At 73.1% G+C, this 26,453-nt stretch carries 19 protein-coding genes; 7 read left to right on the top strand and 12 right to left on the bottom strand.

Annotated features, from left to right (window positions below; all coding sequences use genetic code 11):
• Window positions 1-167: 167 nt before the first annotated feature.
• Genes AC07CM_RS32760 through AC07CM_RS32750 form a run of 3 tightly spaced genes read left to right on the top strand, consistent with a single transcriptional unit; the run spans window position 168 to window position 3,426 of the window.
• Window positions 168-1,298 (top strand): glycosyltransferase family 4 protein, encoded by a 1,131-nt coding sequence (locus AC07CM_RS32760; RefSeq protein ID WP_478880098.1) that lies wholly within the window; start codon window positions 168-170, stop codon window positions 1,296-1,298.
• The gene (locus AC07CM_RS32755) at window positions 1,295-2,473 is read left to right on the top strand and encodes a glycosyltransferase (protein ID WP_478880097.1); all 1,179 of its coding nucleotides are present in this window, start codon (window positions 1,295-1,297) and stop codon (window positions 2,471-2,473) included. Before AC07CM_RS32760 ends, AC07CM_RS32755 begins: the two co-directional genes overlap by 4 nt.
• Complete coding sequence (locus AC07CM_RS32750) at window positions 2,470-3,426, top strand: SGNH/GDSL hydrolase family protein (protein ID WP_478880096.1); 957 nt, start codon at window positions 2,470-2,472, stop codon at window positions 3,424-3,426. The genes AC07CM_RS32755 and AC07CM_RS32750 overlap by 4 nt, the downstream gene beginning before the upstream one ends.
• Here AC07CM_RS32750 and AC07CM_RS32745 read toward each other — a convergent pair.
• The 5 genes from AC07CM_RS32745 to AC07CM_RS32725 are packed head-to-tail and all read right to left on the bottom strand — an operon-like array spanning window position 3,327 to window position 7,770.
• Window positions 3,327-4,196, bottom strand: a complete 870-nt coding sequence (locus tag AC07CM_RS32745) for a 5-oxoprolinase subunit C family protein (protein ID WP_478880095.1) — start codon at window positions 4,194-4,196, stop codon at window positions 3,327-3,329. The two genes, AC07CM_RS32750 and AC07CM_RS32745, sit on opposite strands and share 100 nt — an antisense overlap.
• The gene (gene pxpB / locus AC07CM_RS32740) at window positions 4,193-4,810 is read right to left on the bottom strand and encodes a 5-oxoprolinase subunit PxpB (protein ID WP_478880094.1); all 618 of its coding nucleotides are present in this window, start codon (window positions 4,808-4,810) and stop codon (window positions 4,193-4,195) included. Before pxpB ends, AC07CM_RS32745 begins: the two co-directional genes overlap by 4 nt.
• Window positions 4,807-5,565 carry a LamB/YcsF family protein gene (locus AC07CM_RS32735; RefSeq protein WP_478880093.1) on the bottom strand — a complete coding sequence of 253 codons (759 nt, stop codon included), beginning with the start codon at window positions 5,563-5,565 and terminating at the stop codon, window positions 4,807-4,809. The genes pxpB and AC07CM_RS32735 overlap by 4 nt, the downstream gene beginning before the upstream one ends.
• Before the next feature lie 49 nt (window positions 5,566-5,614).
• Complete coding sequence (locus AC07CM_RS32730; protein WP_478880175.1) at window positions 5,615-6,445, bottom strand: putative hydro-lyase; 831 nt, start codon at window positions 6,443-6,445, stop codon at window positions 5,615-5,617.
• A 5-nt stretch (window positions 6,446-6,450) separates the two neighbouring features.
• The gene (locus AC07CM_RS32725; RefSeq protein WP_478880092.1) at window positions 6,451-7,770 is read right to left on the bottom strand and encodes an MFS transporter; all 1,320 of its coding nucleotides are present in this window, start codon (window positions 7,768-7,770) and stop codon (window positions 6,451-6,453) included.
• Between the two features lie 178 nt (window positions 7,771-7,948).
• Here AC07CM_RS32725 and AC07CM_RS32720 point away from each other — a divergent pair, with 178 nt between their 5' ends.
• From AC07CM_RS32720 to AC07CM_RS32705, 4 genes are all read left to right on the top strand, one after another.
• Window positions 7,949-8,656, top strand: coding sequence for a GntR family transcriptional regulator (locus AC07CM_RS32720; RefSeq protein ID WP_478880091.1), 708 nt, complete (start codon window positions 7,949-7,951; stop codon window positions 8,654-8,656).
• Between the two features lie 69 nt (window positions 8,657-8,725).
• Entirely contained in the window at window positions 8,726-10,255 is a 1,530-nt protein-coding gene (locus tag AC07CM_RS32715; protein WP_478880090.1) for a hypothetical protein, read from the top strand.
• Between the two features lie 103 nt (window positions 10,256-10,358).
• Complete coding sequence (locus AC07CM_RS32710; protein ID WP_478880089.1) at window positions 10,359-11,237, top strand: hypothetical protein; 879 nt, start codon at window positions 10,359-10,361, stop codon at window positions 11,235-11,237.
• A 65-nt stretch (window positions 11,238-11,302) separates the two neighbouring features.
• Complete coding sequence (locus AC07CM_RS32705) at window positions 11,303-15,961, top strand: hypothetical protein (protein WP_478880088.1); 4,659 nt, start codon at window positions 11,303-11,305, stop codon at window positions 15,959-15,961.
• 46 nt (window positions 15,962-16,007) lie between these two features.
• Here AC07CM_RS32705 and AC07CM_RS32700 read toward each other — a convergent pair whose 3' ends face one another.
• From AC07CM_RS32700 to AC07CM_RS32670, 7 genes are all read right to left on the bottom strand, one after another.
• Window positions 16,008-17,567, bottom strand: a complete 1,560-nt coding sequence (locus tag AC07CM_RS32700) for a GMC family oxidoreductase (RefSeq protein ID WP_478880087.1) — start codon at window positions 17,565-17,567, stop codon at window positions 16,008-16,010.
• A 26-nt stretch (window positions 17,568-17,593) separates the two neighbouring features.
• The gene (locus AC07CM_RS32695; protein ID WP_478880086.1) at window positions 17,594-19,162 is read right to left on the bottom strand and encodes an APC family permease; all 1,569 of its coding nucleotides are present in this window, start codon (window positions 19,160-19,162) and stop codon (window positions 17,594-17,596) included.
• 80 nt (window positions 19,163-19,242) lie between these two features.
• Window positions 19,243-20,709: an aldehyde dehydrogenase family protein gene (locus tag AC07CM_RS32690; protein WP_478880085.1), complete on the bottom strand. Its 1,467-nt coding sequence runs from the start codon at window positions 20,707-20,709 to the stop codon at window positions 19,243-19,245.
• Window positions 20,702-21,832 (bottom strand): aromatic ring-hydroxylating oxygenase subunit alpha, encoded by a 1,131-nt coding sequence (locus tag AC07CM_RS32685; protein WP_478880084.1) that lies wholly within the window; start codon window positions 21,830-21,832, stop codon window positions 20,702-20,704. Before AC07CM_RS32685 ends, AC07CM_RS32690 begins: the two co-directional genes overlap by 8 nt.
• A gap of 10 nt (window positions 21,833-21,842) precedes the next feature.
• Window positions 21,843-24,398, bottom strand: coding sequence for a GcvT family protein (locus AC07CM_RS32680; RefSeq protein ID WP_478880083.1), 2,556 nt, complete (start codon window positions 24,396-24,398; stop codon window positions 21,843-21,845).
• Window positions 24,399-24,454: 56 nt separating this feature from the next.
• On the bottom strand, window positions 24,455-25,081 hold the full coding sequence (locus AC07CM_RS32675; protein ID WP_478880082.1) for an MBL fold metallo-hydrolase: 627 nt from the start codon (window positions 25,079-25,081) through the stop codon (window positions 24,455-24,457).
• Complete coding sequence (locus AC07CM_RS32670; RefSeq protein ID WP_478880081.1) at window positions 25,078-26,163, bottom strand: S-(hydroxymethyl)mycothiol dehydrogenase; 1,086 nt, start codon at window positions 26,161-26,163, stop codon at window positions 25,078-25,080. Before AC07CM_RS32670 ends, AC07CM_RS32675 begins: the two co-directional genes overlap by 4 nt.
• Window positions 26,164-26,453 lie beyond the last annotated feature (290 nt).

Raw genomic sequence — 26,453 nt, 5'->3', positions numbered from 1 at the left:
CAGGGGCAGCAGACCGCCCGGAGTGTGAACACCGGGTGACCCACAGGTCAGGCGGGCATGGCGGCCGTCTGACCTGCTCGGGTGTGCAGTCCAACGCTCATGGGACGTTCCCCGTACGGAAAGATCGACGTTGACGCTGCCACGTCCGGCGCGGCGACAACACCCGTATGCGTGTCGTCATAGTGACCGAATCCTTTCCCCCCGATGTGAACGGCGTCGCCCACTGCGCGCTCCAGACCGCCCGGCACCTCGTGGATCGCGGCCACCTCCCGCTCGTCGTCGCGCCGGCCACCGCGCCCGGCACCAGGGCCGACGCCCTCGAGGCACCGTGTCCCGTCGTCCGTGTCCCCTCACTCCCGCTCCCCGGCTACCCCCAGGTCCGCGTCGCCCTCCCCAGCCGGCGCCTGGCCGCGGCGCTCACCGAGCACCGCGCCGACGTGGTCCACCTGGCCAGTCCCTTCGTCCTCGGCGTCCGCGGCATGGCGGCCGCCGCCCGGCTCGGCATCCCGGCCGTGGCCGTCTACCAGACCGACCTGGCCGGCTACGCCCGCACCTACATGGGCGCCGGAGAGGCCGCCGCCTGGCGCCGGATCCGCTCCGTGCACTCCGCCGCCGACCGCACTCTCGCCCCGTCCAGCGCCGCACTGCACGACCTGGAGGCGCACGGTGTGCCCCGGGTACGGCTGTGGCCGCGCGGCGTCGACACCGTCCGTTTCCGGCCGGACCACCGCGACGAGGCGCTGCGCCGCGAACTGGCCCCGAACGGCGAGCTCATCGTCGGCTACGTGGGCCGGCTGGCCCCCGAGAAGCAGGTCGAACTCCTGGCGGGCGTCTGCGGTCTGGAGGGCGTCCGGGTCGTCGTGGTCGGCGACGGTCCCAGCCAGGCCCACCTGACCGAGGCCCTGCCCGGCGCGGTCTTCCTCGGGCGCCGCACCGGTGACGAACTCGCCCGGATCTTCGCCTCCCTGGACGTGTTCGCGCACACCGGCCCCTTCGAGACCTTCTGCCAGACCGTCCAGGAGGCCATGGCCAGCGGGGTGCCGGTGGTGGCACCCGCCGCGGGCGGCCCGCTCGACCTGGTCGCGCACGGCCGCACCGGACTGCTCGTCCCGCCGCGCGACGCGGACGCCGTACGGGAGGCCGTGCGCACCCTGGCCGCCGAGCCGGGCCTGCGGGCCGCGTACGGCGCCGCCGGACGGGCCACGGTCGAGGGCCGCACCTGGGCCGCCGTCGGCGACCAGCTGATCGCGCACTACGAGGACGTGCTCGCCGCGCGCCGGACGGTGGTGGCGGCATGACCGGCACGTCCCTGCGCATCGTCCGGCTCGCCAACTTCGTCACCCCCGCCTCCGGCGGCCTGCGCACCGCCCTGCGCGAACTGGGCAAGGGCTTCCGGGCCGCCGGCCACGAGCCGGTGCTGATCGTGCCGGGCGAGCGGCACACCGACCGCGACACCGAACAGGGGCGGGTCATCACCCTGCCCGGACCGGTGCTGCCCGGCACCGGCGGCTACCGCGTGCTGGCCGACAAGCGGCGCGTTGCCGCCCTCCTGGAGGACCTGGCCCCCGACCGCCTGGAGGTCTCCGACCGCACCACCCTGCGCTGGACCGGTCGCTGGGCCCGCCGCGCGCGCGTGCCCTCCGTGATGGTCTCCCACGAGACCGCCGACGGAGTGCTGCGCACCTGGGGCCTGTCCGAGAACCTGGCACGGCGGACCGCCGACGCCCTCAACACCCGTACCGCGCACGTCTACTCGCGGGTCGTGTGCACCACGGAGTTCGCCGAGCGCGAGTTCGTACGGATCGGCGCGCGCAACGTCGTACGCGCTCCCCTGGGCGTCGACCTGATGGGGTGCCATCCCGCGCTGCGCGATCCGGAGCTGCGCGCACACCACGCGCGCGGGGACGAGGCGCTGCTCGTGATGTGCTCCCGGCTCTCCGTCGAGAAGCGGCCCGGCACGGCCCTTGACGCCCTGGAGGCGCTGCTGCGGCGCGGGCGGCGGGCGGTGCTCGTGGTGGCCGGTGACGGCCCGCTGCGGGCGCGGCTCGAGCAGCGCGCGCGGGACCGCGGGCTGCCCGTGACCTTCCTCGGGTACGTCTCCGGCCGGGCCGCTCTCGGCGCCCTCCAGGCGTCCGCCGACGTCTGCCTGGCGCCTGGGCCCGCCGAGACCTTCGGGCTCGCCGCGCTGGAGGCCCTGGCGTGCGGGACGCCCGTGGTGGCGAGCGCGTCCTCGGCGCTGCCCGAGGTGATCGGCGCGGCGGGCGCCGCGGCCGCCGACCGCGCGGAGGCGTTCGCGGACGCCGTCGAGACGATCCTGTCGCGACCCCAGCCCGAGCGCAGGGAGGCGGCACGCGCGCGTGCGGAGTGCTTCGGCTGGGGAACGGCGGTCGAGGCCTTCCTGGCGGCGCACGACGCCGAGGTGCTCAGGCAGGGCGCGCCGGCCCGGCCCGCCGCCCGGGAGGGCGTGGCATGAGACCCGTCCGCTTCGTGGCGCTCGGGGACTCGCTGACCGAGGGCGTGGGCGACCCCGCCGGGGACGGCTGGCGGGGCTGGGCGGCGCTGCTGGCCGCCGGCCTCGCCGAGGCCGCCGGGCAGGTGGAGTTCACCAACCTCGCCGTCAGCGGCGCCCAGACGCGCGACGTACTCGAACGGCAGACGCCGGCCGCTCTGGGCCTGCGCCCCGACCTGGTGTCGGTGGTCATCGGCGTCAACGACACGCTGCGCCGCACCTTCGACATCCAGGCGGTGGCCACCCGGCTCGACCAGGTGTACGCGGCCTTCGCGGGCCAGGGCGCCACGCTGCTCACCGCCTGCCTGCCCGACCCCGGCGCGATGCTGGGACTCCCCGGCGCCCTCGCCCACCCGCTGGCCCGTCGGCAGCGGGCGGTCAACGCGGTCGTCCACGCCCTGTCCGACCGGTACGGGGCCGTCCACCTGCACGCCTCCGAGGGCGCCTGGCTCACCGACCGCGGCCTGTGGAGCGCGGACCGGCTGCATCCGGGCGAGCGCGGCCACCGGCAGCTCGCCGTCCGCTTCCACGCCCTGCTCCGCGCGGCCGGTCTGGCCACCGGGTCGCCGCCGTCGCCCGAGCCGGAGTTTCCCGCCCCGACCCGCTCGGCGAGCCTGTGGTGGCTCGCCACCGCCGGTACCGGCTGGGTGCTGCGGCGCTGCAACGATCTGCTGCCCCAGCTGCTGCGGCTGGCCGCCGACGAGCTGCGGCACCGCGCGGGCGGCACCAGCGCCCGCCTCGACCTGCGCGCGTCCGCAGCGGTCTCCGAGGCACTGGCCGCACTGTCGACGGCGGACCTCGATGCCGGCGCCGAGGCTCAGCGGCGCCGCACCGCCACGAACCTGACCGGGGTGCCCGGGACCGCCTGCGCGGCCGCCGGGAGGTCGGCGGCGCGGACCACCGCGATCACCGGGTAGCCGCCGGTGGTCGGATGGTCGGCCAGGAAGACCACCGGACGGCCGTCCGGCGGGACCTGGACCGCGCCGAGCACCATGCCCTCACTGGGCAGTTCGCCGCCGCGGGCCCGCTCCAGGGCGGGCCCGTCGGTGCGCAGACCGATGCGGTTGCTCGCCGAGGACACCCGGTACGCGCGCGTGGTGAGCTCCCGGACCGCGCGCGCCGTGAACCAGTCGTCGCGCGGGCCCAGGGTCACCCGGAGCAGGAGTTCGGCCGGCGGGCGGGGCTGCGGGACGGCGTCCACGCGCGCGGGCGGCCCGGCCGGGCTGCCGAGCGGCAGCACCGTGCCCTCGGCGAGCGGTGCGGGGCCGAGGCCGGACAGCAGGTCCGTGGCACGGCTGCCGAGGACCGGTTCCACCGCGACACCGCCGGAGACTGCCACATAGGCGCGTACGCCGGCCACGGCCGCCCCCACCTCCAGCAGCGCACCCGCGGGCACGAGGACCGGAGCGCCCCAGGGCGCCGGCCGGCCGTCCACCGTCACCGGGCAGGGCGCGCCCCCGACCGCCACGGTCACGGTCGAACGGGGGCGCAGGGCACAGCCGTTGAGGGTGGTCTCCAGGACGGCCGCGTCCGGCGGATTGCCGACCAGCCGGTTGACGAGGGCCGCCGCGCGCGGGTCGAGCGCCCCGGAGCGCGGGACGCCGAGATGCGCGTACCCGGGCCGCCCGCCGTCCTGCACGGTGGTCAGCGCCCCGGCCCGTACGACGAGCAGGGCACGGTCGGTCATGCGTCCCCCGCCGGTACGAAGCGCACGCGGGTGCCCGGTGAGAGCAGCGCGGCCGGTACGCGCGCCTGGTCCCACAGCACCGCCTCCGTCGTGCCGATCAGCTGCCAGCCGCCCGGCGAGGAGCGCGGGTACACGCCCGTGTACGGCCCGGCCAGCGCCACGGCACCGGCGGGGACGGAGGTGCGCGGGGTGGCCCGGCGCGGAACGTCGTAGCGGGCGGGCAGCCCGGTGAGATAGCCGAAGCCGGGTGCGAACCCGCAGAAGGCCACGGTGAACTCGGTGTCCGCGTGGAGACGCGCGGCCTCCCGCTCGGACACCTTCCAGTGGGCGGCCACCTCGGCCAGGTCCGGGCCGTCGTAGCGCACGGGGAGTTCGATCAGCTCACGCGCGCGTGGCGGAGCGGGCGGGACCGCGGAGGAGGTCAGTTCGGAGGCCCGGCGATCCCGCTCCGCCAGGCCGTCGAGCAGCACCGTACGGGCCGCCGGGACGATCTCGCGGACGGTCAGCGAGCCCTCCGCGCGGCGGCGCAGCAGCTCCGCGTGCAGGGCCCGCGCCTCCGCGTCCGAGGCGACCTCCACGAGCAGGGCGTCGTCGCCGACGGGCAGTGCCCTCATGCGAAGGCCTCCACCCGCACGCCGGCCGTCACCAGCCGCTCGCGCACCCGGCGGGCCAGTTCCACCGCGCCGGGCGTGTCGCCGTGCAGGCACAGCGAGCGGGCGCGCACCTCGATGAGCGCACCGGAGTGTGCGACGACCCTGCCGAAGCCCGCGAGGCTCACCGAACGCTCCACGACGGCGTCCGGATCGGTCACCACGGCGCCGTCCCGACCGCGCGGCACCAGCGTGCCCTCGTCGGTGTAGGCGCGGTCGGCGAACGCCTCCGTGACGGCCGGCAGGCCCGCCTTCGCGGCCAGCTCCAGCAGACGCGAGCCGGGCAGACCGAGCACCGGCAGCGAGCCGTCGGCCAGCAGCACACCGTCGACCACCGCCGCGGCCTGCTCCTCGTCGTGCACGACCCGGTTGTAGAGCGCGCCGTGCGGCTTGACGTACGCCACGCGCGCGCCCGCCGCCCGGGCGAACACGTCCAGGGCGCCGATCTGGTAGGCCACTTCGGCGGTCAGTTCGGCGGACGGCACGTCCATCGCGCGCCGCCCGAACCCGGCCAGGTCCCGGTAGGAGACCTGTGCGCCGATCGTCACCCCGCGCTCGGCTGCCAGCTCGCACACCCGGCGCATGGTGGCCGCGTCCCCGGCGTGGAACCCGCAGGCGACGTTGGCGCTGGTGACGACGGACAGCAGCTGCTCGTCGTCGGTCAGCCGCCAGCGGCCGAAGCCCTCGCCGAGGTCGGCGTTCAGATCGATCGCGGTCATGGTCTCTTCGTGTCTCCGTTCCTCGTGTGGTGGTTGCCGCATGCAGGTGTCAGTCGACACCGACCACGCGGTACTGCTCGTCGCGGGCGTCGGTCAGGAACATCTGGCCCGGTGCGTGGGTGATGGCGAACGGCGGCCGGGAGGCCATCACCGCCGCCTGCGGGGTCACCCCGCACGCCCAGAACACCGGTATGTCGTCGTCGGCGGCCGCCACCGGGTCGCCGAAGTCGGGACGGCCGAGGTCGTCGATGCCGAGGGCCGCGGGATCGCCGCAGTGCACGGGGCCGCCGTGCACGGCCGGCAGCAGACCGCTCTCCCGGATCGCCGTGCGCAGGTGCTCAGGCGGCACCGGCCGCATCGACACCACCATCGGCCCGCGCAGCCGGCCCGCCGGACGGCACTGCCGGCCGGTCACGTACATCGGCACGTTGCGGCCCTGCTCCACGTGCCGGATCGGGACGCCCGCCCCGGCCAGCGCCCATTCGAAGGTGAAGCTGCACCCCAGCAGGAAGGACACCAGGTCGTCGCGCCAGTGGGCGCGCACGTCGGCCGGCTCCTCGACCAGCTCGCCGTCCTGCCACACCCGGTAGCGCGGCAGATCGGTGCGCAGGTCCGCGCCCTCGGCGAGGACGGTCGTGACGGAGCCCGCGTCCGTGACGTCGAGCACCGGGCACGGCTTCGGATTGCGCTGACAGAACAGCAGCATCTCGTACGCCCAGTCGGCCGGCACCGCGATCAGGTTGGCCTGCGTGTGGCCCGCCGCCACGCCGGCCGTGGGACCGGCCAGGCCCTCCCGGAAGCGGGCCCGTGCGGTCTGTGGGCTCCACGCGTACGCGTGCTCGTCCACGAGGGTCACGGGCCGGTCCCCGGTACGGTTCACCCGCGTCACGCCAGCTCCTTCCCGAGCGTCTCCGGCAGCCCGAGCAGCGCCAGTGCCGCGAGGCCGTAGCCGACCGCGCCGAAGACCAGCGCGCCCCCCACGCCCCAGCTGTCGGCCAGGAAGCCCACCAGGGTCGGGAACACCGCGCCCACGGCGCGGCCCGTGTTGTACGTGAAGCCCTGGCCGGTGCCGCGCACCGCCGTCGGGTACAGCTCGCTCAGGTAGGAGCCGAAGCCGCTGAAGATCGCCGACATGCAGAAGCCGAGCGGGAAGCCGAGGACCAGCAGCAGGGTGTCGGCGCCGTGCGGGATGTTCGCGTACGCCAGGATGCACACGGCGGACAGCAGGGCGAACAGCCAGATGTTGCGGCGCCGGCCGAGCCGGTCGGTGAGGTGGCCGCCGGTCAGGTAGCCGAGGAAGGCGCCGGAGATCAGGAACGTCAGATAGCCACCGGTACCGACGACGGACAGGCCGCGTTCGGTCTTCAGGTAGGTCGGCACCCAGGTCGCCAGCGTGTAGTAGCCGCCCTGCACACCCGTCGACAGCAGGCCGGCGAAGACCGTCGTGCGCAGCAGGCCCGGGCCGCCCTTCGTGCCGGGGCGGAAGATGGCCGCGAACGAGCCGCGGTGCGCGCTCTGTTCGCGGGCCGCGGTCGCCTCGGGCGCGTCGTGCACCTGGCGGCGCAGCCACACCACGAGCAGCGCGGGCAGCGCACCGGTCCAGAACATGATCCGCCAGGCCAGGTCGTCACCGGCGAAGGAGAAGACCAGCGTGTAGACGACCGCGGCCAGCGCCCAGCCGACCGCCCAGGAACTCTGGACCGCGCCGAGCGTACGGCCCCGGTGCCGCGCGCTCGCGTACTCGGCGACCAGGATCGCCCCGACCGCCCACTCACCGCCGAAGCCGAGGCCCTGCAGGGCGCGGAAGACCAGCAGCGTCTCGTAGTCGGGCGCGAAGCCGCACGCCACGGTGAAGACGGCGTACGTGATCACCGTGATCATCAGTGCCCGGACCCGGCCCACGCGGTCCGCGACCACGCCCGCCACGGCGCCGCCGATCGCGGAGACCACCAGCGTGACGGTGGTGAACAGGCCGGTCTGGCCGCTGTTGAGGCCGAAGTGGGCCGCGAGCGCCACCATGCTCAACGGCAGTGTGAAGTAGTCGTAGGAATCCAGGGCATATCCACCGAAAGCGCCGGCGAACGCGCGCCGGCCACGGGGGCCGAGGGCGCGCAGCCAGCCGAACGCGCCGTCCTCGACGGCGCGTTCACCGTGGGCGGGTCGTACGCCCGACGCCACGGAGCGGGGCGGAGGGGTCGTGCTCATGGGCACCTCGCAGTAAGGGGACGGAGGGTGCGGGGAACTGAGCAGTGCCGTGCGGAAGCCGACAGCCGTGCCGCGGGGAAGCCGGCAGCCGTGCCGTGCGGAGCACCGTAGAGGATCGTTCAACGATCCTTCAATACCCACGTTGTCTCGTCCCTGGGTCTGCGATTGAATTCCGGGCATGGCAGAGCAGCTGACGGGACTGGCCGACGACCGCGCCCTCCTGGGGCGCACCAGCACCGCCGAACGGGTCTCCGACATCCTCAGGAGCCGCATCGCCGAGGGCTACTTCCCGCCGGGCACCCGCCTGTCCGAGGACGCCATCGGCGGTGCGCTCGGTGTCTCCCGCAACACCCTGCGCGAGGCGTTCCGGCTGCTCACCCACGAGCGTCTGCTGGTCCACGAACTCAACCGCGGCGTCTTCGTCCGGGTCCTGACCGTGGAGGACGTCGAGGACATCTACCGCACCCGGACCCTGGTCGAGTGCGCGGTCGTCCGGGGCCTCGGGGAACCTCCGTACGAGCTCGACCGCCTCGCCGCCGCCGTCACCGAGGGGCAGCTGGCCACCCACGAGAATGACTGGAAAGCACTGGGTACGGCCAACATCCACTTCCATCGGGAGCTGGTCGCGCTGGCCGGCAGCGAACGCACCGACGAGCTGATGCGCAGCGTCTTCGCCGAGCTGCGGCTCGCCTTCCACGTCGTGGACGACCCGCGCCGGCTGCACGAGCCGTACCTCGCCCGCAACCGCCAGATCCTCCAGGCCCTGCAGGCCGGGGACCGGTGCGCGGCGGAGCGGCTGCTGGAGACCTACCTCGCGGACTCGCTGGAGCGGGTCGTCGAGGTGTACCGGCGACGGGTCGGCGAGGACGGCGCCGGCGCCTCTTGAGCTTCTGTGACGGCCGTCGCTTCTGCGTCGTTTGGGTCGTTGTCAGACCAAGGACCTACTCTGTGCACCGTGACTTCGCCTGCATCGACGGACAGCGTTCCGCCCCGGCTCGGCGTGGGGCCGCGCCCGGCACCGGGCCCGGCCGCCGACGAGGGGCTGGCGCGTCGGCTGCGCGCGCTCGCCTGCACCGCGCCGCTGCACGACCTCGACGCGCGCAAGGCCAACCTCGCGGGCGAGTACTCGGTGTACGGCATGGCGGAGGTGGCCCTGGCCGCCATCGACCTGGTCACGCTGAACATGGACTTCGACACGGGCGCCGACCACGAGCAGATCGTGGCCCGGCTGATCCCGCGCATCGCCGCCCAGGCCCCGCACCGCCCGGTCGTCGAGCACGAGCGGGTGGCCCGCTGGGTCCTGGAGAACCTGATCAACGTCGGCAGCGTGGACCGCGGCTTCCGCGCGGTCTACGGCACCTTCACGCCGGACGGCAGCTACGTCCGCCGCGACTACGACTTCAAGCTGATCGAAGAGGTCCCCGGCCCCGGCGGCACCGTCTACCTCCGCACCACGGACGAGGCGGTCAACGTCCTGGTCGGCGCCCTGGACACCGACGTCACCAGCGCGCAGATCGCCGCCGAGGTCAAGCTCGAGGTGCTGATCAACCGCGGCCGCCTCGCCGACGCCCAGCTCGCCGCCGAGCAGGCCCGGTACCGCACGGTGCAGTACTCGGAGACCCTGCGCCGCGCCCTGGAGGCCACCCGGCGCAACGTCCGCGCGGTCGACTGGCTCAACGCGGTGCCCGACATGATCGCCGAGGCCCTGGACCACGTGGCCGACCGGTACCGCCACGAGAACGCGATCCTCACCAACATCCGCAAGGCCCGCGACGAGACCGAGGAGCCCGAGCACAAGCGCCGTGCCGCCGAACTGGTGGACATCGTCAAGGACTGCATCCGGCGCCACACCCAGCTCCAGTCGCGCCTGCTGGAGGCCGGCCCCCTGTTCCGCGCCGAACAGGACCGGCAGGCCTTCGCCTCGCACGCGACGACCTCCGGCACTGATCTGTACGGCCACCTGGTCGCGCCGCTGCTGCCGCTGCCCCTGGAGCAGGCGATCCGGGTGACGGACACGTTCTTCACCCAGGGCACCGGGCTGCGTACGCCGGTTTCGGTGCGGGTCGGCGACCTCGTCGACATACTGCTGACCCCGCCGGTGGAGCGCGAGCACCTGGGCGCCGAGATGCCCGAGCCCGACCTGATCGCGACGCCGGACGACAGCCGGTTCAGCGAGGAACAGCTGGCCGCTGCGACGGAGTTGCTGGATCTGCCGGCCGACGCGCCACGCAGACTGTCCGGGTTGCTGGCGGACGCCAGGTACTCCGGTGGCTTCGATCTCGCGTATCTGGTCGCTCTCCTGGCGGTCCATGCGGCCAGTCCGGCGGTGGGTACGGCGTATCGCCAGGGCGAGGAGAAGCTGCTGTTCGCCGTGGACGACGGGACGGAACTGGACGATCCGGACTTCGGCGGAGCCGATCTGATCGTCGGGACCGCGTTGCTGGATGCGGCCGGGATGGCGGCGGACCGGACGGAGGCCGCGTGACCTCGTCTGCCGGGTGCGGCTCCGTCGTGGCGGGCCGCGCAGTTCCCCGCGCCCTCGGGGGAGTTGCCCGCGCCCCTCATTTCAAGATCAAGGAGTTGCAGTCGTGAGCGAGCACGTCGAGTGGAGTGACACGGAGGCCCCGGCCCCGTCGGCGGCCACCGCCGTCACCCCCGCCGACGCCGCCGACGCGGCGCGGCTCGTCGCCTTCGGGCTGCAGCCCAAGCTGCAGCCCGCCCGCGACCAGGAGTACACGGAGCTGCTGCGCCGCTACCGTGACGACCCGGCGTTCGCCCGGCTCGCCGACGCCGTCGCCGCCGGGCTCGGGCTCGTCGTGCTGGAGGTGTCCCCGCGCGCGGGGATGGCCGTGACGGCCGCCGAGGACTCGGTGTTCGCCGTCCGCATGGGCGACTACGCGCGTCGCACCGCCGCCGACTCCGCGGACCGGTTCCTGCACGGGCTGGCCCATCTCGCCCTCGCCGCACTGGCGTTCCCGCGCCCCGAGGACCTGGCCGACGACTCCTACATCGGCCGCGTCACCGTCAACGGCGTAGACGCCTTCGTACGGCAGGCCTGCCGCCGTCTGGAGGAGCGCGCCGAGGAGCAGGGCGAGAACACCGACCCGGCGACCGGCGCGCCCGGACTGGAGGCCGCCTGGCGGATCTGGGCCAGACGCAGCGCCACCGGCGCCACCAAGGACGCGCGCCGCCCGGCCGCCTCCACCACCGGCATCGTGGCGAAGGCCGCGGTCTTCCTCACCGACTCGGGCTTTCTGCAGCGCACCGGCGACGACCACGGCGGCACCTACCGCACCACGGCGCGCTACCAGCTCCAGGTGCGCGACATGGCCGGCAGCGCCGCCATGGCCGAGCTGCTGGAGCTGGGTGTCGTCCCGGTCACCGACGGCACGGCCAGCCTGCTGCCCGCCGAGGACACCGAGGACCTGGAGCTGGTGGCCGACGCCGGGCTGCCGTTCCACTCCTGACGTCCGCGGCCGCTGCAGCCACCGAACCACCGCACCTTTCCGAAGACTTAACGCGAGAGTCCGCCATGTACGAGCTGTCCCGGGTCCGCCTCTACTCCATCGGGCCCGCCGGTGCGCGCTACGCCGACACCGTGCTTGACCTGCGGGGCGTCGGTGAGCCCGTGCCCGACCCCGCGCCCACACAGGCGGAGTTCTTCGAGGAGGAGCCGGCCGGCCCGCCGCGCCGGCCCGCGCCCGCGGGCGTGCTCTTCCTGGAGAACGGCGGCGGCAAGTCGGTGCTGCTCAAGCTGATCTTCTCCGTCATGCTGCCGGGCCACCGCAACACCCTCGGCGGCGCCAGCTCAGGCGTGCTGCGCAAGTTCCTGCTCGCCGACGACTGCGGGCACGTGGCGCTGGAGTGGCAGCATGTGCAGACCGGCGAGTGCGTGGTCGTCGGCAAGGTCAGCGAGTGGCGCGGACGCCAGGTCTCCAACGACCCGCGGAAGTTCGCCGAGGCCTGGTACTCCTTCCGGCCCGGCCCCGGCCTGAGCCTGGACAACCTGCCCGTCGCCGAGTCGACCGCCGTACGGCCGCCCGTCGAGGGAGCCTCGGGCGCCCAGGGCCGCCGCCGCACCATGAAGGGCTTCCGAGACGCCCTCACCGAGGCCGGGAAGGCGTATCCGCATCTGGAGGTGCACTGGGAGGAGATCCACGACCGCTGGATCGAGCACCTCGGCGACCTCGGCCTCGACCCCGAACTCTTCCGCTACCAGCGGGAGATGAACGCCGACGAGGGCGAGGCGGCCGGCCTCTTCGCGGTCAAGAAGGACTCCGACTTCACCGATCTGCTGCTGCGCGCGGTCACCGACACCCGCGACACCGACGGCCTCGCCGACCTCGTCAGCGGCTTCGGCAACAAACTGGGCCGGCGCGCCGAGCTGATCGCAGAACGGGACTTCACGGCCGGTTCCGTGGACCTGCTCGGGCGGATCGTCGAGGCCGCCGAGGCACGCTCACGCGCGCGTGACGTCCACACCGGCGCCGAACGCCGTACCCGCACCCTGGCCCGCCGGCTGTCCGCGCGGGGGGTACGGGAGCGGGTGCGCGCCGGCGACCTGGCGCAGCGCGTCACGGCCGCCGCCTACGCCGTCACGCACTCCGAGGGCGCGCGCGAGCGCAGCGCCCTGATCGCCGCCGAACTCGCCTACCGGCACGCCTCCCTGGCGCTCGCCGCCGCCGAGAAGTCCGCGGCGGCGCAGAAGCGCGAGCTGGCCGACGCACGCACCCTGCACTCCGCCTGGCAGGCCGCCGAGGCCGTGCTGCGCCACCGCGCAGCCGCCGACCGGGTCGCACGCGTGTCCGCCGCCATCCAGGAGGCCGAACGGGACGCGGCCCCGGCGCTCGCCGCCCGCGCCAAGGCCGCCGTGGACCTCGTACGGGCCCTGCACGCGGCCGCGGAGAGCGCCGAGGCGCTCGCCAACGAGGAGGAGGAGCGTTCCGCCGGCCTCCAGGAGCTCAGCGACTGCGCCTACCGGGACTCCACGGCCGCCGCCACCGAGGCCCAGCGCGCCCGCAGCGAGGCCGGGCATCTTCGCCAGCGGCTCGCCGAGGTCGAGCAGGAGACCGCCGAGGCGGTCCGCGCGGGCTGGCTCGACGACAGCACCCCGGACGCAGACCCGGCCCGTGCCGCGCTCGCCGCGAGCGACGCCGAGAAGACCGCCGTGGCCGCCTGGGACGCGGCCCGTGAGGCCGCCCGCAGGGCGACCGAGCACGCCCGCGAGGCGGCCTCCGCGGAGTCCCGCGCGGAGCTGACCGCGGCCCGCGCGGCGGACGCGGCGACGGCGGCCGAGCGGTCCCACGAGGCCGAGCGGCGCCTCGCCGAGTCCCTGGCCGCCGAGGAACGGCTCGCCGAGCTGCTCGGCCTGCCGGGCGCACCCGGCACGGCACGCGTCGCCGTGCCCGCACCCAGGACGGGGGCCGCCGACTCGGGGGGCGACCCGGCCGAGAGCTCCCGCGCCTCGGCCCAGGGCCCGCTCGGCCCGGAGGAACTCGACCGGTTCGCGGACGAGTTGCGCGCGCTCCTCGACGACGCCGTCTCGACCGCCGAGCGGCACCTCTTCGAGCTGCGCACCGCGGCCGCCGACGACGCCCGCATCCTCGGCGCCCTCGGCGACGGCGGCCTGCTGCCGCCCGGCCCGGACGTGCTGGCCACCGTGGAGTTCCTCGGCGAGCACGGCATCCCCGCGCTGCCCGGCTGGCGCTATCTCGCGCAGGCCGTCGACCGGGCCGACCACGCGCGCGTGCTCGCCGCCCGCCCCGAACTGGTCGACGGCGTGATCATCACCGACCCGGACACACACGCCCGGGCCCGCGAGGCGCTCAGCGACGCCGCCCTGCTGCCGCGCTCCGCGGTGGCCGTCGGCACGGCCGCCGCCCTGCTCGCCCCGACCCCGGCGCCCGACGCCACCCCCGGTGACGTCTTCCTGGTGCCGCCGAACCCGGCCATGCACGACGAGCACGCCGCCGACGAGGAGCGGCAGGCGCTGCGCGCGCGGGCCACCGAGCGCGACGAGGAGATCCGCACCCGCGCGGCCCGTCTCGGCAAGGACCGGGAACTGGCCGCGCGACTCGCCTCCTGGCGCACCGGCTGCCCGGCCGGGCGGCTCACCGAACTCGCCGAGGCCGCCCTGGAGACCCGGACGTTCGCGGAGGAGGCCGAGGCCGAGCTCGGCGAGGCACGCACCACGCGCGCGGAGGCCGACGAGGCCGCCGCCGAGGCCACGCACGTCCGCGACGAGCGGCAGGAGGCCGCGCAGAAGGCCCGCCGTGCCGCCGACGCCCTCGCCGGACTCGCCTACCGGCTGCGCGAGCGCGCCGGCTGGCAGGTCAAGCTCCGCGAACTCGCCGACGAGGCCACCGAGTCGGAGGCCGGCGCGCAGGCCTGCCTGGACCGTGCCCGCGCCGCCGACGAGGACCGCCGCGCCGCCCAGCGTGCCGCCGACGACGCCCGCCGCACCGCGCGTGCGCTGCGCGCCGAGCGCTCCGAGATCGCAGGCGCACCCGATGACGTACCGGCGGCGGACGCGGACGCCCCGAAGTCGTCCCTGCCGGCCCTGCGCGAGGCCTACCGTGCCGCCTCCCAGGTGTACGAGAAGGTCGGCGTCGGCGCCGACCTGCGCGCCGAGCAGGCCCGCGCGGAAAGCGACGAGAGCGCGGCCCGCGCCGAACTCGACCGGCTCAGCAACAAGGTCCGCACCCGCGCCGAGCAACTGCTCCAGTCGCCCGACGGGTCGGACGGCCCCTCCCGGCAGGCCGCCGCCGCGCGCGCGGAGGAGCTGGTGCAGCTCCTGGAGACCCGTATGTCGACGGCGAGCGAGCAGCTCGGCCGGCTGCGCGGCGAGGCCGAGCGGCACGCGCCCGAGGACGGTGAGTCCCACACCGAGCTGTCCGACGAACTCGTCCCGCGCGACGCCGAGCACGCCCAGGCCCTGCTGCGCACCGCCACGTCCGAACTCGCCGCCCGCACCGAGGCGCTGGCCGGGGCCAGGGAGGCCCACGCCGAGCTGCTGGAGGCCCACCGCGCCGCCGAGGACGCGGCCGGCGGCTTCGACGAGATCGCCGCGATGCTCCGCGACCTGCTGCGCGAGCACACGGTGGAGGAGGAGCAGGAGGAGCCGGAGCCGTACCCCGGCACCCCGGAGGAGGCCCGGCACTCGGCCGCCGAGGCCCGCCGCTCGCTGCGCGGCTGCGCCGCCGACCTGTCCGCCGCCGAGACGGCCGTGCGCGAGGCGAGCGACGTGCTCGTACGGCACGCCAACTCCACCCGCTACGAGCAGGTCCGCACCCCCGCCCGGCAGCAGATCCGCGAGCTGCCCGCCGCCGCGCTGCCCGAGCACGCCCAGAAGTGGGCCGACGCCTTCGCGCCCCGGCTGCGCGTCCTCACCGACGAGCTGGCCCAGCTGGAGCGCAACCGGGACTCGATCGTGGACCGGCTCAGGGGACTGGTCGAGTCGGCCCTCGCCACCCTGCGCTCCGCCCAGCGGCTCTCCCGCCTTCCGGAAGGCCTCGGAGAGTGGTCCGGACAGGAGTTCCTGCGCATCCGCTTCGAGGAGCCCGACCACGCCACGCTCACCGAACGGCTCGGCGAGGTCATCGACGAGGCCACGCGCGCGGCCGTCAAGAAGAACTCCGACCTGCGCCGCGACGGCATGTCCCTGCTGCTGCGCGGAGTCGCGGCGGCGCTGCAGCCGAAGGGCGTGGCCGTCGAGATCCTCAAGCCCGACGCCGTGCTGCGCGCCGAGCGTGTGCCCGTCGGACAGATGGGCGACGTGTTCTCCGGCGGTCAGCTGCTCACCGCCGCCATCGCCCTGTACTGCACGATGGCCGCGCTCCGGTCGAACGACCGGGGCCGCGACAAGCACCGGCACGCGGGCACGCTGTTCCTGGACAACCCCATCGGCCGCGCCAACGCGACGTACCTGCTGGAACTGCAGCGGGCCGTCTCCGACGCGCTGGGTGTGCAGCTGCTGTACACCACCGGCCTGTTCGACACGACCGCGCTCGCCGAGTTCCCGCTGGTCATCCGGCTGCGCAACGACGCCGACCTCAGGGCGGGCCTGAAGTACATCAGCGTGGAGGAACACCTCCGGCCCGGGTTGCCGCAGCAGCCCCGGGCCGGAGAAGCGGTGCACAGCGAGATCACGGCGACACGGATGTTCAAGAAGCCGGCCGGATCAGCGGGTTGACCGTTCCATTGATCAGCCGTCCTCCTTGATCAGCCGTTCCCTTTGATCAAGCGTCCTCCTTGATCAAGTCGGCGCACTTCTCCCCGATCATCATGGTCGTGATGCACGGGTTGACGGCGATCAGGTCCGGCATCACCGACCCGTCGGCGACGCGCAGCCCCTCGATCCCCTTGACCCGCAGCCGCGCGTCGAGCGGGGCCGAGGGATCGTCGTCCGCGCCCATCTTCACGGTGCAGGACGGGTGGTAGACGGTGTTGTGCGTCTTGTGGATGTAGTCGAGGAGTTCGTCGTCGCTGCGTACGTCCGGTCCCGGCGCCAGCTCCGCCCCCGCCCAGCCGCTCAGCGCGGGTTGTGAGGCGATGCGGCGCGCCAGCCTCAGTCCGTACGTCATCACCCGCACATCGTGCTCGTGCGTGAAGTACCGGGGGTCCACCTTCGGCTTGTCCCGGTAGTCCCGCGTCCGCAGCCGCACGGTGCCGCGCGACTTCGCCCTGGTCACGTTCGGCGTCAGGCAGAAGGCGTTTTCCGAGGTGGGGTAGCCCCACCGCGCGGTGTTCATGTCGAACGGCACCGAGCCGTAGTGGAACATCAGGTCGGGACGGTCCAGGCCGGGTGCGGTGTCGTAGAAGACGCCCGCCTCCCACCACTGGCTGGACGCGGTCGTCATGGGCTGCTTCGCCTCCCACATGATCACGCCCTCCGGGTGGTCCTGGAGGTTCTCGCCGACCCCCGCCGAGTCGACCACGACCTCGACGCCGGCCTCGCGCAGATGCCCGGCCGGGCCGATGCCCGACAGCATCAGCAGCTTCGGGGAGTCGATCGAACCGCAGGAGACGATCACCTCGCGCCGGGCCCGAACCGTGCGCGTGTGCACCAGGTCGGGGTCCAGGTACTCGGCGCCCACGCACCGCCGCCCCTCCAGCACCAGCCTCTTGGCCCGCACCCCCGTCCGCACGTCCAGGTTCGGGCGTTTGCCCAGCACCGGGTGCAGATAGGCCACGGACGACGACTGGCGGATGTTGTTCTCGTCGGAGTTGATCTGGAACCAGTTGGCCCCGCGCACCACCGTCCTGCCGGTGTTGAACGGGACTGTGGGAATGCCCGCTTGCGCGCACGCCTCCAGCAGGGCCGCACCGCACGGGTCCCCGCCCTTCAGGGTGCGCAGCTTCACCGGGCCCGTGCGGCCGTGGTGGTCGCCGGGGGCATCGTTGTTCTCCAGCCGCCGGTACAGCGGGAACAGCTCCGCCGCGCTCCAGCCCGTACAGCCCTGGGCCGCCCAGTCGTCAAGGTCCTCGGCCGGCGCCCAGAAGGCGATACAGGAGTTGTGCGACGAACAGCCGCCCAGCACCTTCGCGCGCGCGTGCCGCATGAAACTGTTGCCGGTGGCCTGCGGTTCGACCGGGTAGTCCCAGTCGTAGCCGGACTCCAGCAGGCCCATCCAGCGCTCCAGTTTCAGGACGTCGTCGTCACCGACGTCGCTGGGGCCCGCCTCCAGGACGCACACCGTCAGGGACGGGTCCTCGGAGAGCCGCGCCGCCACGACGTTGCCCGCGGTGCCTCCGCCGACCACGACGTAGTCGAACTCGTCGAACTCATCGATGCTCATGAGCAGTGACCTCCTTGGAGCCGGAATCAGTCGGCCGCCGGGGCGGCGAGGGGAGCGCTGGGGGCGGGGGCGGTCTCCAGACGGTGCTCGGCGAGCACGCCGGTCCGGTGCCGCTGGACGAACCAGTAGTACGCGTAGCCGCCGCCCGCGATGACGGCGACGAACAGCACGGCGCCCCAGCGCAGGTACCAGTGGTACGGAGCGCTCGCGTTGTAGACGGCGGCCCGCGGCCAGATGAGGTTGATCGTCATGGCCGCGCCCCACAAGACCGCGACGATGTTGACGAGCAGGCCCCAGCGGCCGAGCGAGAACCTGCCCTCGCCCGCCGGCTGCCACTTCCCGCGCAGCCGGGCCGCCAGCATCGGCGCGGTGACGCCCAGGTAGGCGAGGTAGATCATGACGATGCCGATGCTGGTGACGACCGTGAAGATCTGCGGCTGGCGGATGTTGACCACGAGGATCGCCAGCGCCAGCACGCCGATGATCACGGCCGGCAGGACCGGTGTCTTGAAGCGGGGGCTGACCCGGGCCACCAGCGAGGACGCGGGCAGGTTGTTGTCCCGTGCCATCGCGAAGGCCAGCCGGATCGCGGCCGTGTGGACTGCCAGGGCGCATACCGTGACGGCGATCAGCACGCACCAGAGCATCGCCTTGCCGGCCGTCGGTCCGAGGACGTCGAGCACGATGTACTGCAGGCCGTCCGTGGACAGCTTCTCGCCCTTGAGGCTGGCGACGCTCATCAGGGCGAGCAGCAGCACCAGTCCGCCCAGGACGAAGGAGGCGACGATCGCGCGGATGATGGCGCGCGGCGCGTTGCGGGACGGATCCAGGGACTCCTCGCCGAGCGAGGCCGCCGTGTCGAAGCCGTACATCACGTAGGCCGACGCCAGCGAGGCCACCAGGAAGGCGCCCAGGTAACCGGCGCCGTAGCCGGACCCGGTTCCGTTCGTCTGCATGACGACCTGAGGGCCCCGGGTGATGTGGACGGCGAAGAGGACGATCAGTACGACGGTGGCGATCAACTCGATGAACACACCCGCTGTGTTGATCGTGGCCATCAGCTTGACGCCGAAAGCATTGACCAGCGTGGTGAACAGGATCAACACGGCCGCGAGGATCACCGCATTGGTCGCCACGTCGTACTTGCCGGTGCCGTCCCCGACGAACTGGAAGGCGGAGGAGATCTGCGGCAGCGTCAGCTGGTAGGCGAGCGCGACCGCCGAGATGGAAACGATGGACGCGATCAACATCATCCAGCCGGCGAGCCAGCCGAGATGCGGATTGCCGATCTTCTTCGACCAGTTGTAGACCGATCCCGCCACCGGGTAGCGGGCGGCCAGTTCGGCGAAGCACAGGGCCACCGTGAACTGGCCGACGAACACCATCGGCCACGACCACCAGTAGGCGGGGCCACCGCTGCCGTAGCCGAAGTAGAACAGCTGGAAGGTGCCGGTCAGGATCGAGATGTAGCTGATCCCGGCGGCGAAGGTGTGGAAGTTGCCGAGGGTGCGCTTGAGTTCGGGCTTGTAGCCGAACTCGGCCAGCTCGGCGTCGTCGTGGTGGTGTGGTCCTGGCGATTGCTCGCTGGTCGTCATGAGCGGACTCCTCGTGGGCCTGGAGGGAGGGGAGGGAGTGGCTCGTGCGGGTGCCGGGGTCGGAGGGACACGCCCTGGGGTCAGTCGAACCAACCCTGGGGCGACGGCGCGGTGTTGCGCCAGATGTGCTTCGTCTCCCGGTACTCGGCGAGCCCCGAGGGCCCGAGTTCGCGGCCGAACCCGGACTGCTTGCAACCACCCCATTCGGCCTGGGGCACGTACGGGTGGTAGTCGTTGATCCAGACCGTGCCGAGCCGCAGCCGCGCCGCGACCCGGGCTGCCCTGGCCTCGTCGCTCGTCCACACGGCGCCGGCGAGGCCGTACACGGTGTCGTTGGCGAGCCGGACGGCCTCCTCCTCGCCGTTGAACCGCTCGACGGTCAGCACCGGCCCGAAGGACTCCTCCTGGACCACGGTCATGCGGCTCGTGCACGCGTCCAGGACGGTCGGCAGGTAGTAGAAGCCCTCGTCGAGGCCGGGACCGGAGGGCCGGGCGCCGCCGCAGCGCAGCACCGCGCCCTCCTCCAGGCCCTTGGCCACATGGGCCTCGACCTTCGCCCGGTGCGCCGCCGAGATCAGCGGGCCGGTCCGGGCACGCTCGTCGAACGGCCCGCCCAGCGGGATCAGCCGGGCCCGGCGTACGACCTCGTCCACGAACCGGTCGTGCAGCGCGTCCTCGACCAGCAGCCGGGCCCCGGCCGAGCACACCTGCCCCGAGTGCAGGAACACGGCGGTCAGGGCCATGTCGACGGCCGCCTCGAAGCCGGCGTCCGCGAAGACGATGTTCGGGTTCTTCCCGCCCAGTTCGAGCGCGACCTTCTTCACCGTGCCGGCGGCGGCCGCCATCAGCAGGCGCCCGGTCTGCAGACCGCCGGTGAACGAGACCAGGTCGACGTCCGGGTGGTCGCCCAGCGGAGCCCCCGCCTCCGGACCGGCGCCCAGCACCAGGTTGGCCACGCCGGGCGGCAGCCCGGCCTCCGCGAGCAGCCGCACCAGGCGGATCGCGGTGTGCGGGGTCAGCTCGCTGGGCTTCAGGACGAAGGTGTTGCCGGCGGCCAGGGCCGGGGCGACCTTCCACGAGGTCTGCAGCAGCGGGTAGTTCCACGGCGTGATCAGGGCGCAGACCCCTACGGGCTCGTAGACCACCCTGCTGTCGACGTCCGCCCGTCCGGTGTCGACCACCCGCCCGGCCTCGCTCGCGGCCAGCCGCCCGAAGTAGCGGAAGCAGTTCGCGACGTCGTCGATGTCGTAGACGCTCTCCACCAGCCGCTTGCCCGTGTCCAGGGACTCGGCGCGGGCCAGGGCGTCCTTGTCGCGGGCGAGGAGGTCGGCGACGTGAAGGAGCAGATCGCCTCGCTCCTGCGGGGAGGTGTGCGGCCAGGGTCCGGAGTCGAACGCCCGGCGGGCCGCCGCGATCGCCTCCACCGTGTCCTTGCCGCCCGCCTCGTCCACGACGCCCACGAGGGAGCCGTCTGCGGGACAGCGGATCTCCCGGGTGCGCCCGTCCAGGGCGCCCCGCCACACGCCGTCGATGAAGAGATCAGGCACGGCCGCCTCCCAGCTTCTCCTGGAGCCACTCGTGGAAGATCCCGATGTGGTGCTCGTTCGGGACCAGCACACCGCCCTCGCGGTACGCGCGCGAGGACATCGCCGGCTGCGTGCGCTCACAGGCCTCGAAGTCCTGGGCGTTGACCCGGTGGAACAGCTCCACCGACTTCGACACGTCGGCTCCGGAGGCCACCACCTCGGGCGCGTACAGCCAGTCGCACTCCACGACCGTGCGGTCCTCGGCCAGCGGGAACATCCGGTGCAGGATGACGTGGTCCGGCACGAGGTTGACGAACACGGTCGGCTTGATCGTGATGGCGTAGTAGCGACGGTCCTGGTCGGCGGCCACCTCAGGGAGCTTGGCGAAGCCCGCGCTGCCGTCGACCGTGAAACCCTTGATCTCCTCGCCGAACTCCGCGCCGTGGCCCACGTAGTACTGGGCGGCGTAGCCGTCCGCGAACTCCGGCAGGACCTCGGTGAGTTCGGGATGGATCGTCGCGCAGTGGTAGCACTCCATGAAGTTCTCGACGATCAGCTTCCAGTTGGCCTTGACGTCGTAGGTGACGCGTCTGCCGAGTGCCAGTCTCTCGGTGCCGTAGTGCTCGATGGCGGCCACGTCACCGAGCCGCTCCACGGCCGCGTACGTCACCGTGTCCTCGAAGGAGGGCGGTGCGTCGGCGAGGCAGACCCAGGCGTAGCCGAGCCACTCGCGCAGGGCCACGTTGATCAACCCGTACTCGACTCGATCGACGTCGGGCATCTTGATCAAGTTGGGCGCGGCGATCAACTTGCCGTCAAGGTCGTAGGTCCATGCGTGGTACGGGCACTGCAGACTGCGGCGCACCTCGCCGGACTCCTCCGTGCACAGCCGCGCCCCGCGGTGCCGGCACACATTGAGGAACGCGCGCAGCTCGCCGGTCCGGGTACGGGTGATGATGACGCTCTCGCGGCCCACCTGGACGGTACGGAAGGCACCCGGCTTGTCGAGGTCGCCGCTGCGCACCGCGCAGAACCACATGGACTCGAAGAGCTTCTCCTGTTCCTGCCGGAAGATCTCCGGGTCCGTGTAGTAGTGGCCCGGCAGGGTCGCGATGAGGCTCGGGGGGATCGGTGTGGTCGTCACGAGTCGCCTCCTACCGGCGGATACGGGTCATCTTCGGGTCGAACAGCGGCTCGTCGGCGACCGTGGCCGGGACCTTCTCGCCGAAGTACTCGATGTGCACGCCGGTGCCCGTGGCGAGGCCGGCCGGGAGCCAGGCGTAGGCGACGCAGCGGCCGAGCGTGTAGCCGTACGACGCGCTGGTCACGTAGCCGGCCGGGGTGCCGATGGGGGCACCTCCCGCTCGAGCGGAGCCGAGAGTGGGGGCGAATACGGGCTCCTTGCCGAGGACTACGGCGGCAGGGTCGTCGAGGAGGAGCGGGGTGAGCCTGCGGGTGGGCTCGGTCAGGCTCCGGAGCGCGTCCCGGCCGACGAAGTCCTCCTTGTCCATGCGGACCGCGAAGCCGACGCCCGCCTCGAAGGGAGTGTGCTCGGCGGTCATGTCGGTGCCCCAGGCGCGGTAGCCCTTCTCCAGACGCAGGGAGTTGAAGGCGGAGCGGCCGGCCGCGATCACGCCGAGGTCCCGCCCGGCCTGCCAGAGCGTGTCCCAGAGCCTGAGGCCCATATCGGCGGTGGTGTACAGCTCCCAGCCCAGCTCGCCGACGTAGCTCAGGCGCATCGCGGTCACCGGGACGTGCCCGAGATGGGTCTGCTTCGCCCGGAAGTAGCCGAAGCCCTCGTGGGAGAAGTCGTCGCGGGTCAGCGGCTGGACGAGGTCGCGGGCGAGCGGGCCCCACACGCCGATGCAGCAGGTGCCGGAGGTGATGTCCCGGATCTGCACGTCGGCGGGTGCGTGACGCAGCAACCAGTCCAGGTCCGCCGGGGAGTTCGCGCCGACCTGGAAGCGATCGGGCGCCAGCCGGGCGACCGTGAGGTCGGAGCGGATGCCCCCGGCCTCGTCCAGAAGCAGGGTGTAGGTGACCGCGCCGGGCTTCTTGCGGAGATTGTTGCTGGTCATGCGGTCGAGGAAGGCGAGGGCGCCGGGTCCGGCGACCTCCAGGCGGCGCAGCGGCGTCATGTCGTACAGGGCGACCTTCTCGCGGGTCGCCCTGGCCTCGGCGGCGGCGATGGGGGACCAGTAGCGGGCCGACCAGGAGTCGCGTTCGGGGAGATCCCCGAGGGCGTCCACGAGCGGGGCGTTCGCCTCGTACCAGTGCGGGCGCTCCCAGCCGGTGCCCTCCAGGAAGAACGCGCCGAGTTCCTGCTGGCGTGCGTAGAAGGGGCTGACGCGCAGCGGGCGTGGCTGCTCCATCGGCTGCAGCGGGTGCAGGACGTCGTACACCTCGACGAACTGCTGTGAACCGCGCTCACGGACGTACGACGGTGAACGCTGCGCCTCCTCGAACCGCGTGATGTCGCACTCGTGCAGGTCGGTCGACGGCCGCCCGTCGACCATCCACTCGGCGACGGCCTTGGCGACTCCGGCGGAGTGGGTGACCCAGACCGCCTCCGCCAGCCAGAAGCCCCGCAGCTGCCGCGCCTCTCCGAGGACCGGCATGCCGTCGGACGTGAAGGAGAAGACCCCGTTGAAGCCGGCCTCGATCTCCGTGCCGCGCAGGGCGGGCAGCAGCCGCCGGCAGTCCTCCCAGCTCGGCGCCCAGTCCGCGGTGGTGAAGGGGTACGAGGACGGCATCTCCATGTCCTGGGCGCGCGCCTCGTCGTACGGCGGGACCGTGAACGGGTCGACGGGCATCGGCCGGTGCGCGTACGAGCCTATGCCGATGCGGTCGGTGTGCTCGCGGAAGTACAGATCCCGGTCCTGGAAGCGGAGGATCGGCCTCGGGGCCTCGGCGGTGGCACCTCTCAGCTCGGGCAGCGGGCCCGTCCTCGCGTATTGGTGGGCGAGGGGCTGCAGGGGTACGTCGACACCTGCCATGCGGCCGATGACCGGGCCCCAGAAGCCTGCCGCCGAGACGACGTGGTCCGCGGGGAAGGTGCCCTGGTCGGTGACCACGGCGGTGACCCGTCCGTCTTCCTGCTCGATGCCGGTGACCGTGTGCCGGTCCAGGAAGCGGGCTCCGCGTGCCGCGGCCCGGTCCATCTGGGCGCGGGCGGCGAGCAGGGCGCGGGCGAGGCCGTCGTCGGGCGTGTGGAAACCGCCGAGGACGACGGAGTCGTCGAGCAGCGGCCAGAGTTCCTTGCAGCGGGCGGTGCTCACGATCTCGCCGCGGATGCCCCAGGAAGCGGCGTAACCGGCCCTGCGGTGCAGGTCGGCCAGGCGTTCCGGGGTGGTGGCGAGTTCCAGGCCGCCGACCTGGTTGAAGCAGGAGACGCCGTCGACTTCGAGGGAGCGGAACTTCTCGACCGTGTACTTGGCGAACTCCGCGAGCGTCTTCGACGGGCTGGTCCGGAAGACGAGACCGGGTGCGTGGGAGGTGGAGCCGCCCGGGGCGGGGAGGGGGCCCTGCTCGAGGACGGTGACGTCGGTCCAGCCGCGGGCGGTCAGCTCGTCGGCGAGGGAGCAGCCGACGATGCCGGCGCCGATGACGACCACACGGGGGCTGCCGGGGTGGTTCTCGGGTGTGCCGGAGCGGTCTGCGGGCGTGCGGGAGTGCTCTTCGGGTGTGCCGGGTTCGGGTGTGCTGGACATGCCCCTCCTTGTTCTGGCGGGGATGGCAGGGGTGGGGAAGGTCGCTGTGATGTCGCTTATGCGACGGGTACGTTGGGCCGCTCGGCGGCGATCGTCGTGTTCTGGCCGTGCCCGGTGTGGACGACTGTGTCGCCGGGCAGGGTGAGGAGCCGGTTGCGCAGGGACGCCTCGATGGTGGGGCGGTCCGAGCAGGAGCGGCCGGTGGCGCCGGGGCCGCCGTGGAAGAGGGTGTCGCCGGTGAACACGGCGTCCAGGAAGGGTGCGTGGAGGCAGCAGCTGCCCCAGGTGTGGCCGGGAGTGTGCAGGACCCGCAGTTCGATGCCGGCGACCGTGAGGACGCGGCCGTCGAACAGCTCGCCGTCCGGCTTGCGGGCCGGGTGGGTGTGGGACCACAGCTCGTGGTCGTCGGGGTGGAGGAGCACGGGCGCGCCGGTCAGGACGGAGAGCGCGGGTGCGGCGTCGATGTGGTCGTCGTGTGCGTGGGTGCAGACGACGGCGGCGACCCGGCGGCCGGCCGCCGCGCGGTGGATCGCCTCGGCGTCATGGGCGGCGTCGACGATGAGCACCTCCTCGTCGTCGCCGACGAGCCAGACGTTGTTGTCGACGTCGAACGTCTCGCCGTCCAGGCTGAACGTGCCCGAGGTGACGACGCGTTCGACGCGGACGCTCCCGTGGACGCTCACAGGACCACCACCGAGCGCAGTACCTCGCCCCGGTGCATCTTGCCGAACGCCTCCTCCACCTGGTCCAGGGCGATCGTCTCCGACACGAAGGCGTTGAGGTCCAGCAGGCCGTACAGGTACTGGTCGACGAGGTACGGGAAGTCGCGGCTCGGCAGGCAGTCCCCGTACCACGAGGACTTGATGGCGCCGCCGCGCGAGAAGACGTCGATCAGCGGGAGTTCGACCTTCATCTCGGGGGAGGGGACGCCGACCTGGACCAGCAGGCCCGCGTGGTCGCGCATGTAGAAGGCCTGCCTGAAGGTCTCCGGCCGGCCCACGGCGTCGATCGCGATGTCCACGCCGAAACCGTCGGTGAGTTCGCGTACGGCCTCGATCGGGTCCGTGCCGCGGGAGTTGACGGTGTGGGTGGCGCCGAACTTCTCCGCCTGGTCCAGCTTCTTGTCGTCGATGTCGACGGCGATGACCTTCATGGCGCCGTTGAGACAGGCGCCCGCGATCGCCGCGTTGCCGACGCCGCCGCAGCCGATGACGGCCACCGAGTCGCCGCGGCCGACGTTGCCGGTGTTGACCGCGGCGCCGTAGCCGGCCATCACCCCGCAGCCGATGAGTCCGGCGGCCTCCGGACGCGCGGCCGGATCGATCTTCACGGCCTGACCGGCCGCGACCAGTGTCTTCTCGGCGAAGGCGCCGATGCCCAGGGCATTGGTGAGCGGGGTGCCGTCCAGCAGGGTCATCGGCTGGGCGGCGTTGCGGGAGTCGAAGCAGTACCAGGGCCGGCCGCGGCGACAGGAACGACAGCTGCCGCAGGGCGCCCGCCAGGCCAGCACCACGTAGTCACCGGGCTTCAGGTCGGTGACCTCCGGCCCCACCGCCTCGATCGTGCCCGCCGCCTCATGGCCGAGCAGGAACGGGAAGTCGTCGGTGATCGCGCCCTCGCGGTAGTGGAGATCCGTGTGGCACACCCCGCAGGCCTGCACGTTCACGAGCACCTCACCGGGGCCCGGGTCGGGCACGACGATCGTCCGCACCTCGACGGGTGCGCCCTTCTTCACAGCGACTACGGCACGGACCTCGTGTGGCACGACAAGCTCCTCTGCTGTTGCGCATTGCACGATGGGTTGCGCGATGGGGAACATACTGAGAACGGCGTCACGGAGCCGTCAAGGGGTGCGCGTTAACCCTTGGCAAAGGGAACCCACGGGGCGAAACCTGTCGGACACAGGGCGACACACGGCGACACACGGCGGCGCGGACACGGCGCGGGGGGGGGGGCGGGGGGGGGGGGGGGCGGGCAGCGGCTTGCGCAACCTGGCCCCCCCTCCTTCGTCCTTCTGTGTCTCGCTGTCCCTTCTTCCCCCACTTCCTCACAAGA

This window comes from Streptomyces sp. NPDC044061 (genome assembly GCF_056434305.1).
This window is presented reverse-complemented; position numbering and strand designations above follow the sequence as displayed.

Bases quoted from the DNA above. Each gene is read 5' to 3' on its own strand.
- AC07CM_RS32735 (WP_478880093.1), bottom strand. From the start codon at position 5,565: ATGACCGCGATCGATCTGAACGCCGACCTCGGCGAGGGCTTCGGCCGC.
- AC07CM_RS32745 (WP_478880095.1), bottom strand. From the start codon at position 4,196: ATGACCGACCGTGCCCTGCTCGTCGTACGGGCCGGGGCGCTGACCACC.
- AC07CM_RS32750 (WP_478880096.1), top strand. From the start codon at position 2,470: ATGAGACCCGTCCGCTTCGTGGCGCTCGGGGACTCGCTGACCGAGGGC.
- AC07CM_RS32700 (WP_478880087.1), bottom strand. From the start codon at position 17,567: ATGAGCATCGATGAGTTCGACGAGTTCGACTACGTCGTGGTCGGCGGA.
- AC07CM_RS32725 (WP_478880092.1), bottom strand. From the start codon at position 7,770: ATGAGCACGACCCCTCCGCCCCGCTCCGTGGCGTCGGGCGTACGACCC.
- AC07CM_RS32680 (WP_478880083.1), bottom strand. From the start codon at position 24,398: ATGTCCAGCACACCCGAACCCGGCACACCCGAAGAGCACTCCCGCACG.
- pxpB (WP_478880094.1), bottom strand. From the start codon at position 4,810: ATGAGGGCACTGCCCGTCGGCGACGACGCCCTGCTCGTGGAGGTCGCC.
- AC07CM_RS32705 (WP_478880088.1), top strand. From the start codon at position 11,303: ATGTACGAGCTGTCCCGGGTCCGCCTCTACTCCATCGGGCCCGCCGGT.
- AC07CM_RS32755 (WP_478880097.1), top strand. From the start codon at position 1,295: ATGACCGGCACGTCCCTGCGCATCGTCCGGCTCGCCAACTTCGTCACC.
- AC07CM_RS32720 (WP_478880091.1), top strand. From the start codon at position 7,949: ATGGCAGAGCAGCTGACGGGACTGGCCGACGACCGCGCCCTCCTGGGG.
- AC07CM_RS32760 (WP_478880098.1), top strand. From the start codon at position 168: ATGCGTGTCGTCATAGTGACCGAATCCTTTCCCCCCGATGTGAACGGC.
- AC07CM_RS32695 (WP_478880086.1), bottom strand. From the start codon at position 19,162: ATGACGACCAGCGAGCAATCGCCAGGACCACACCACCACGACGACGCC.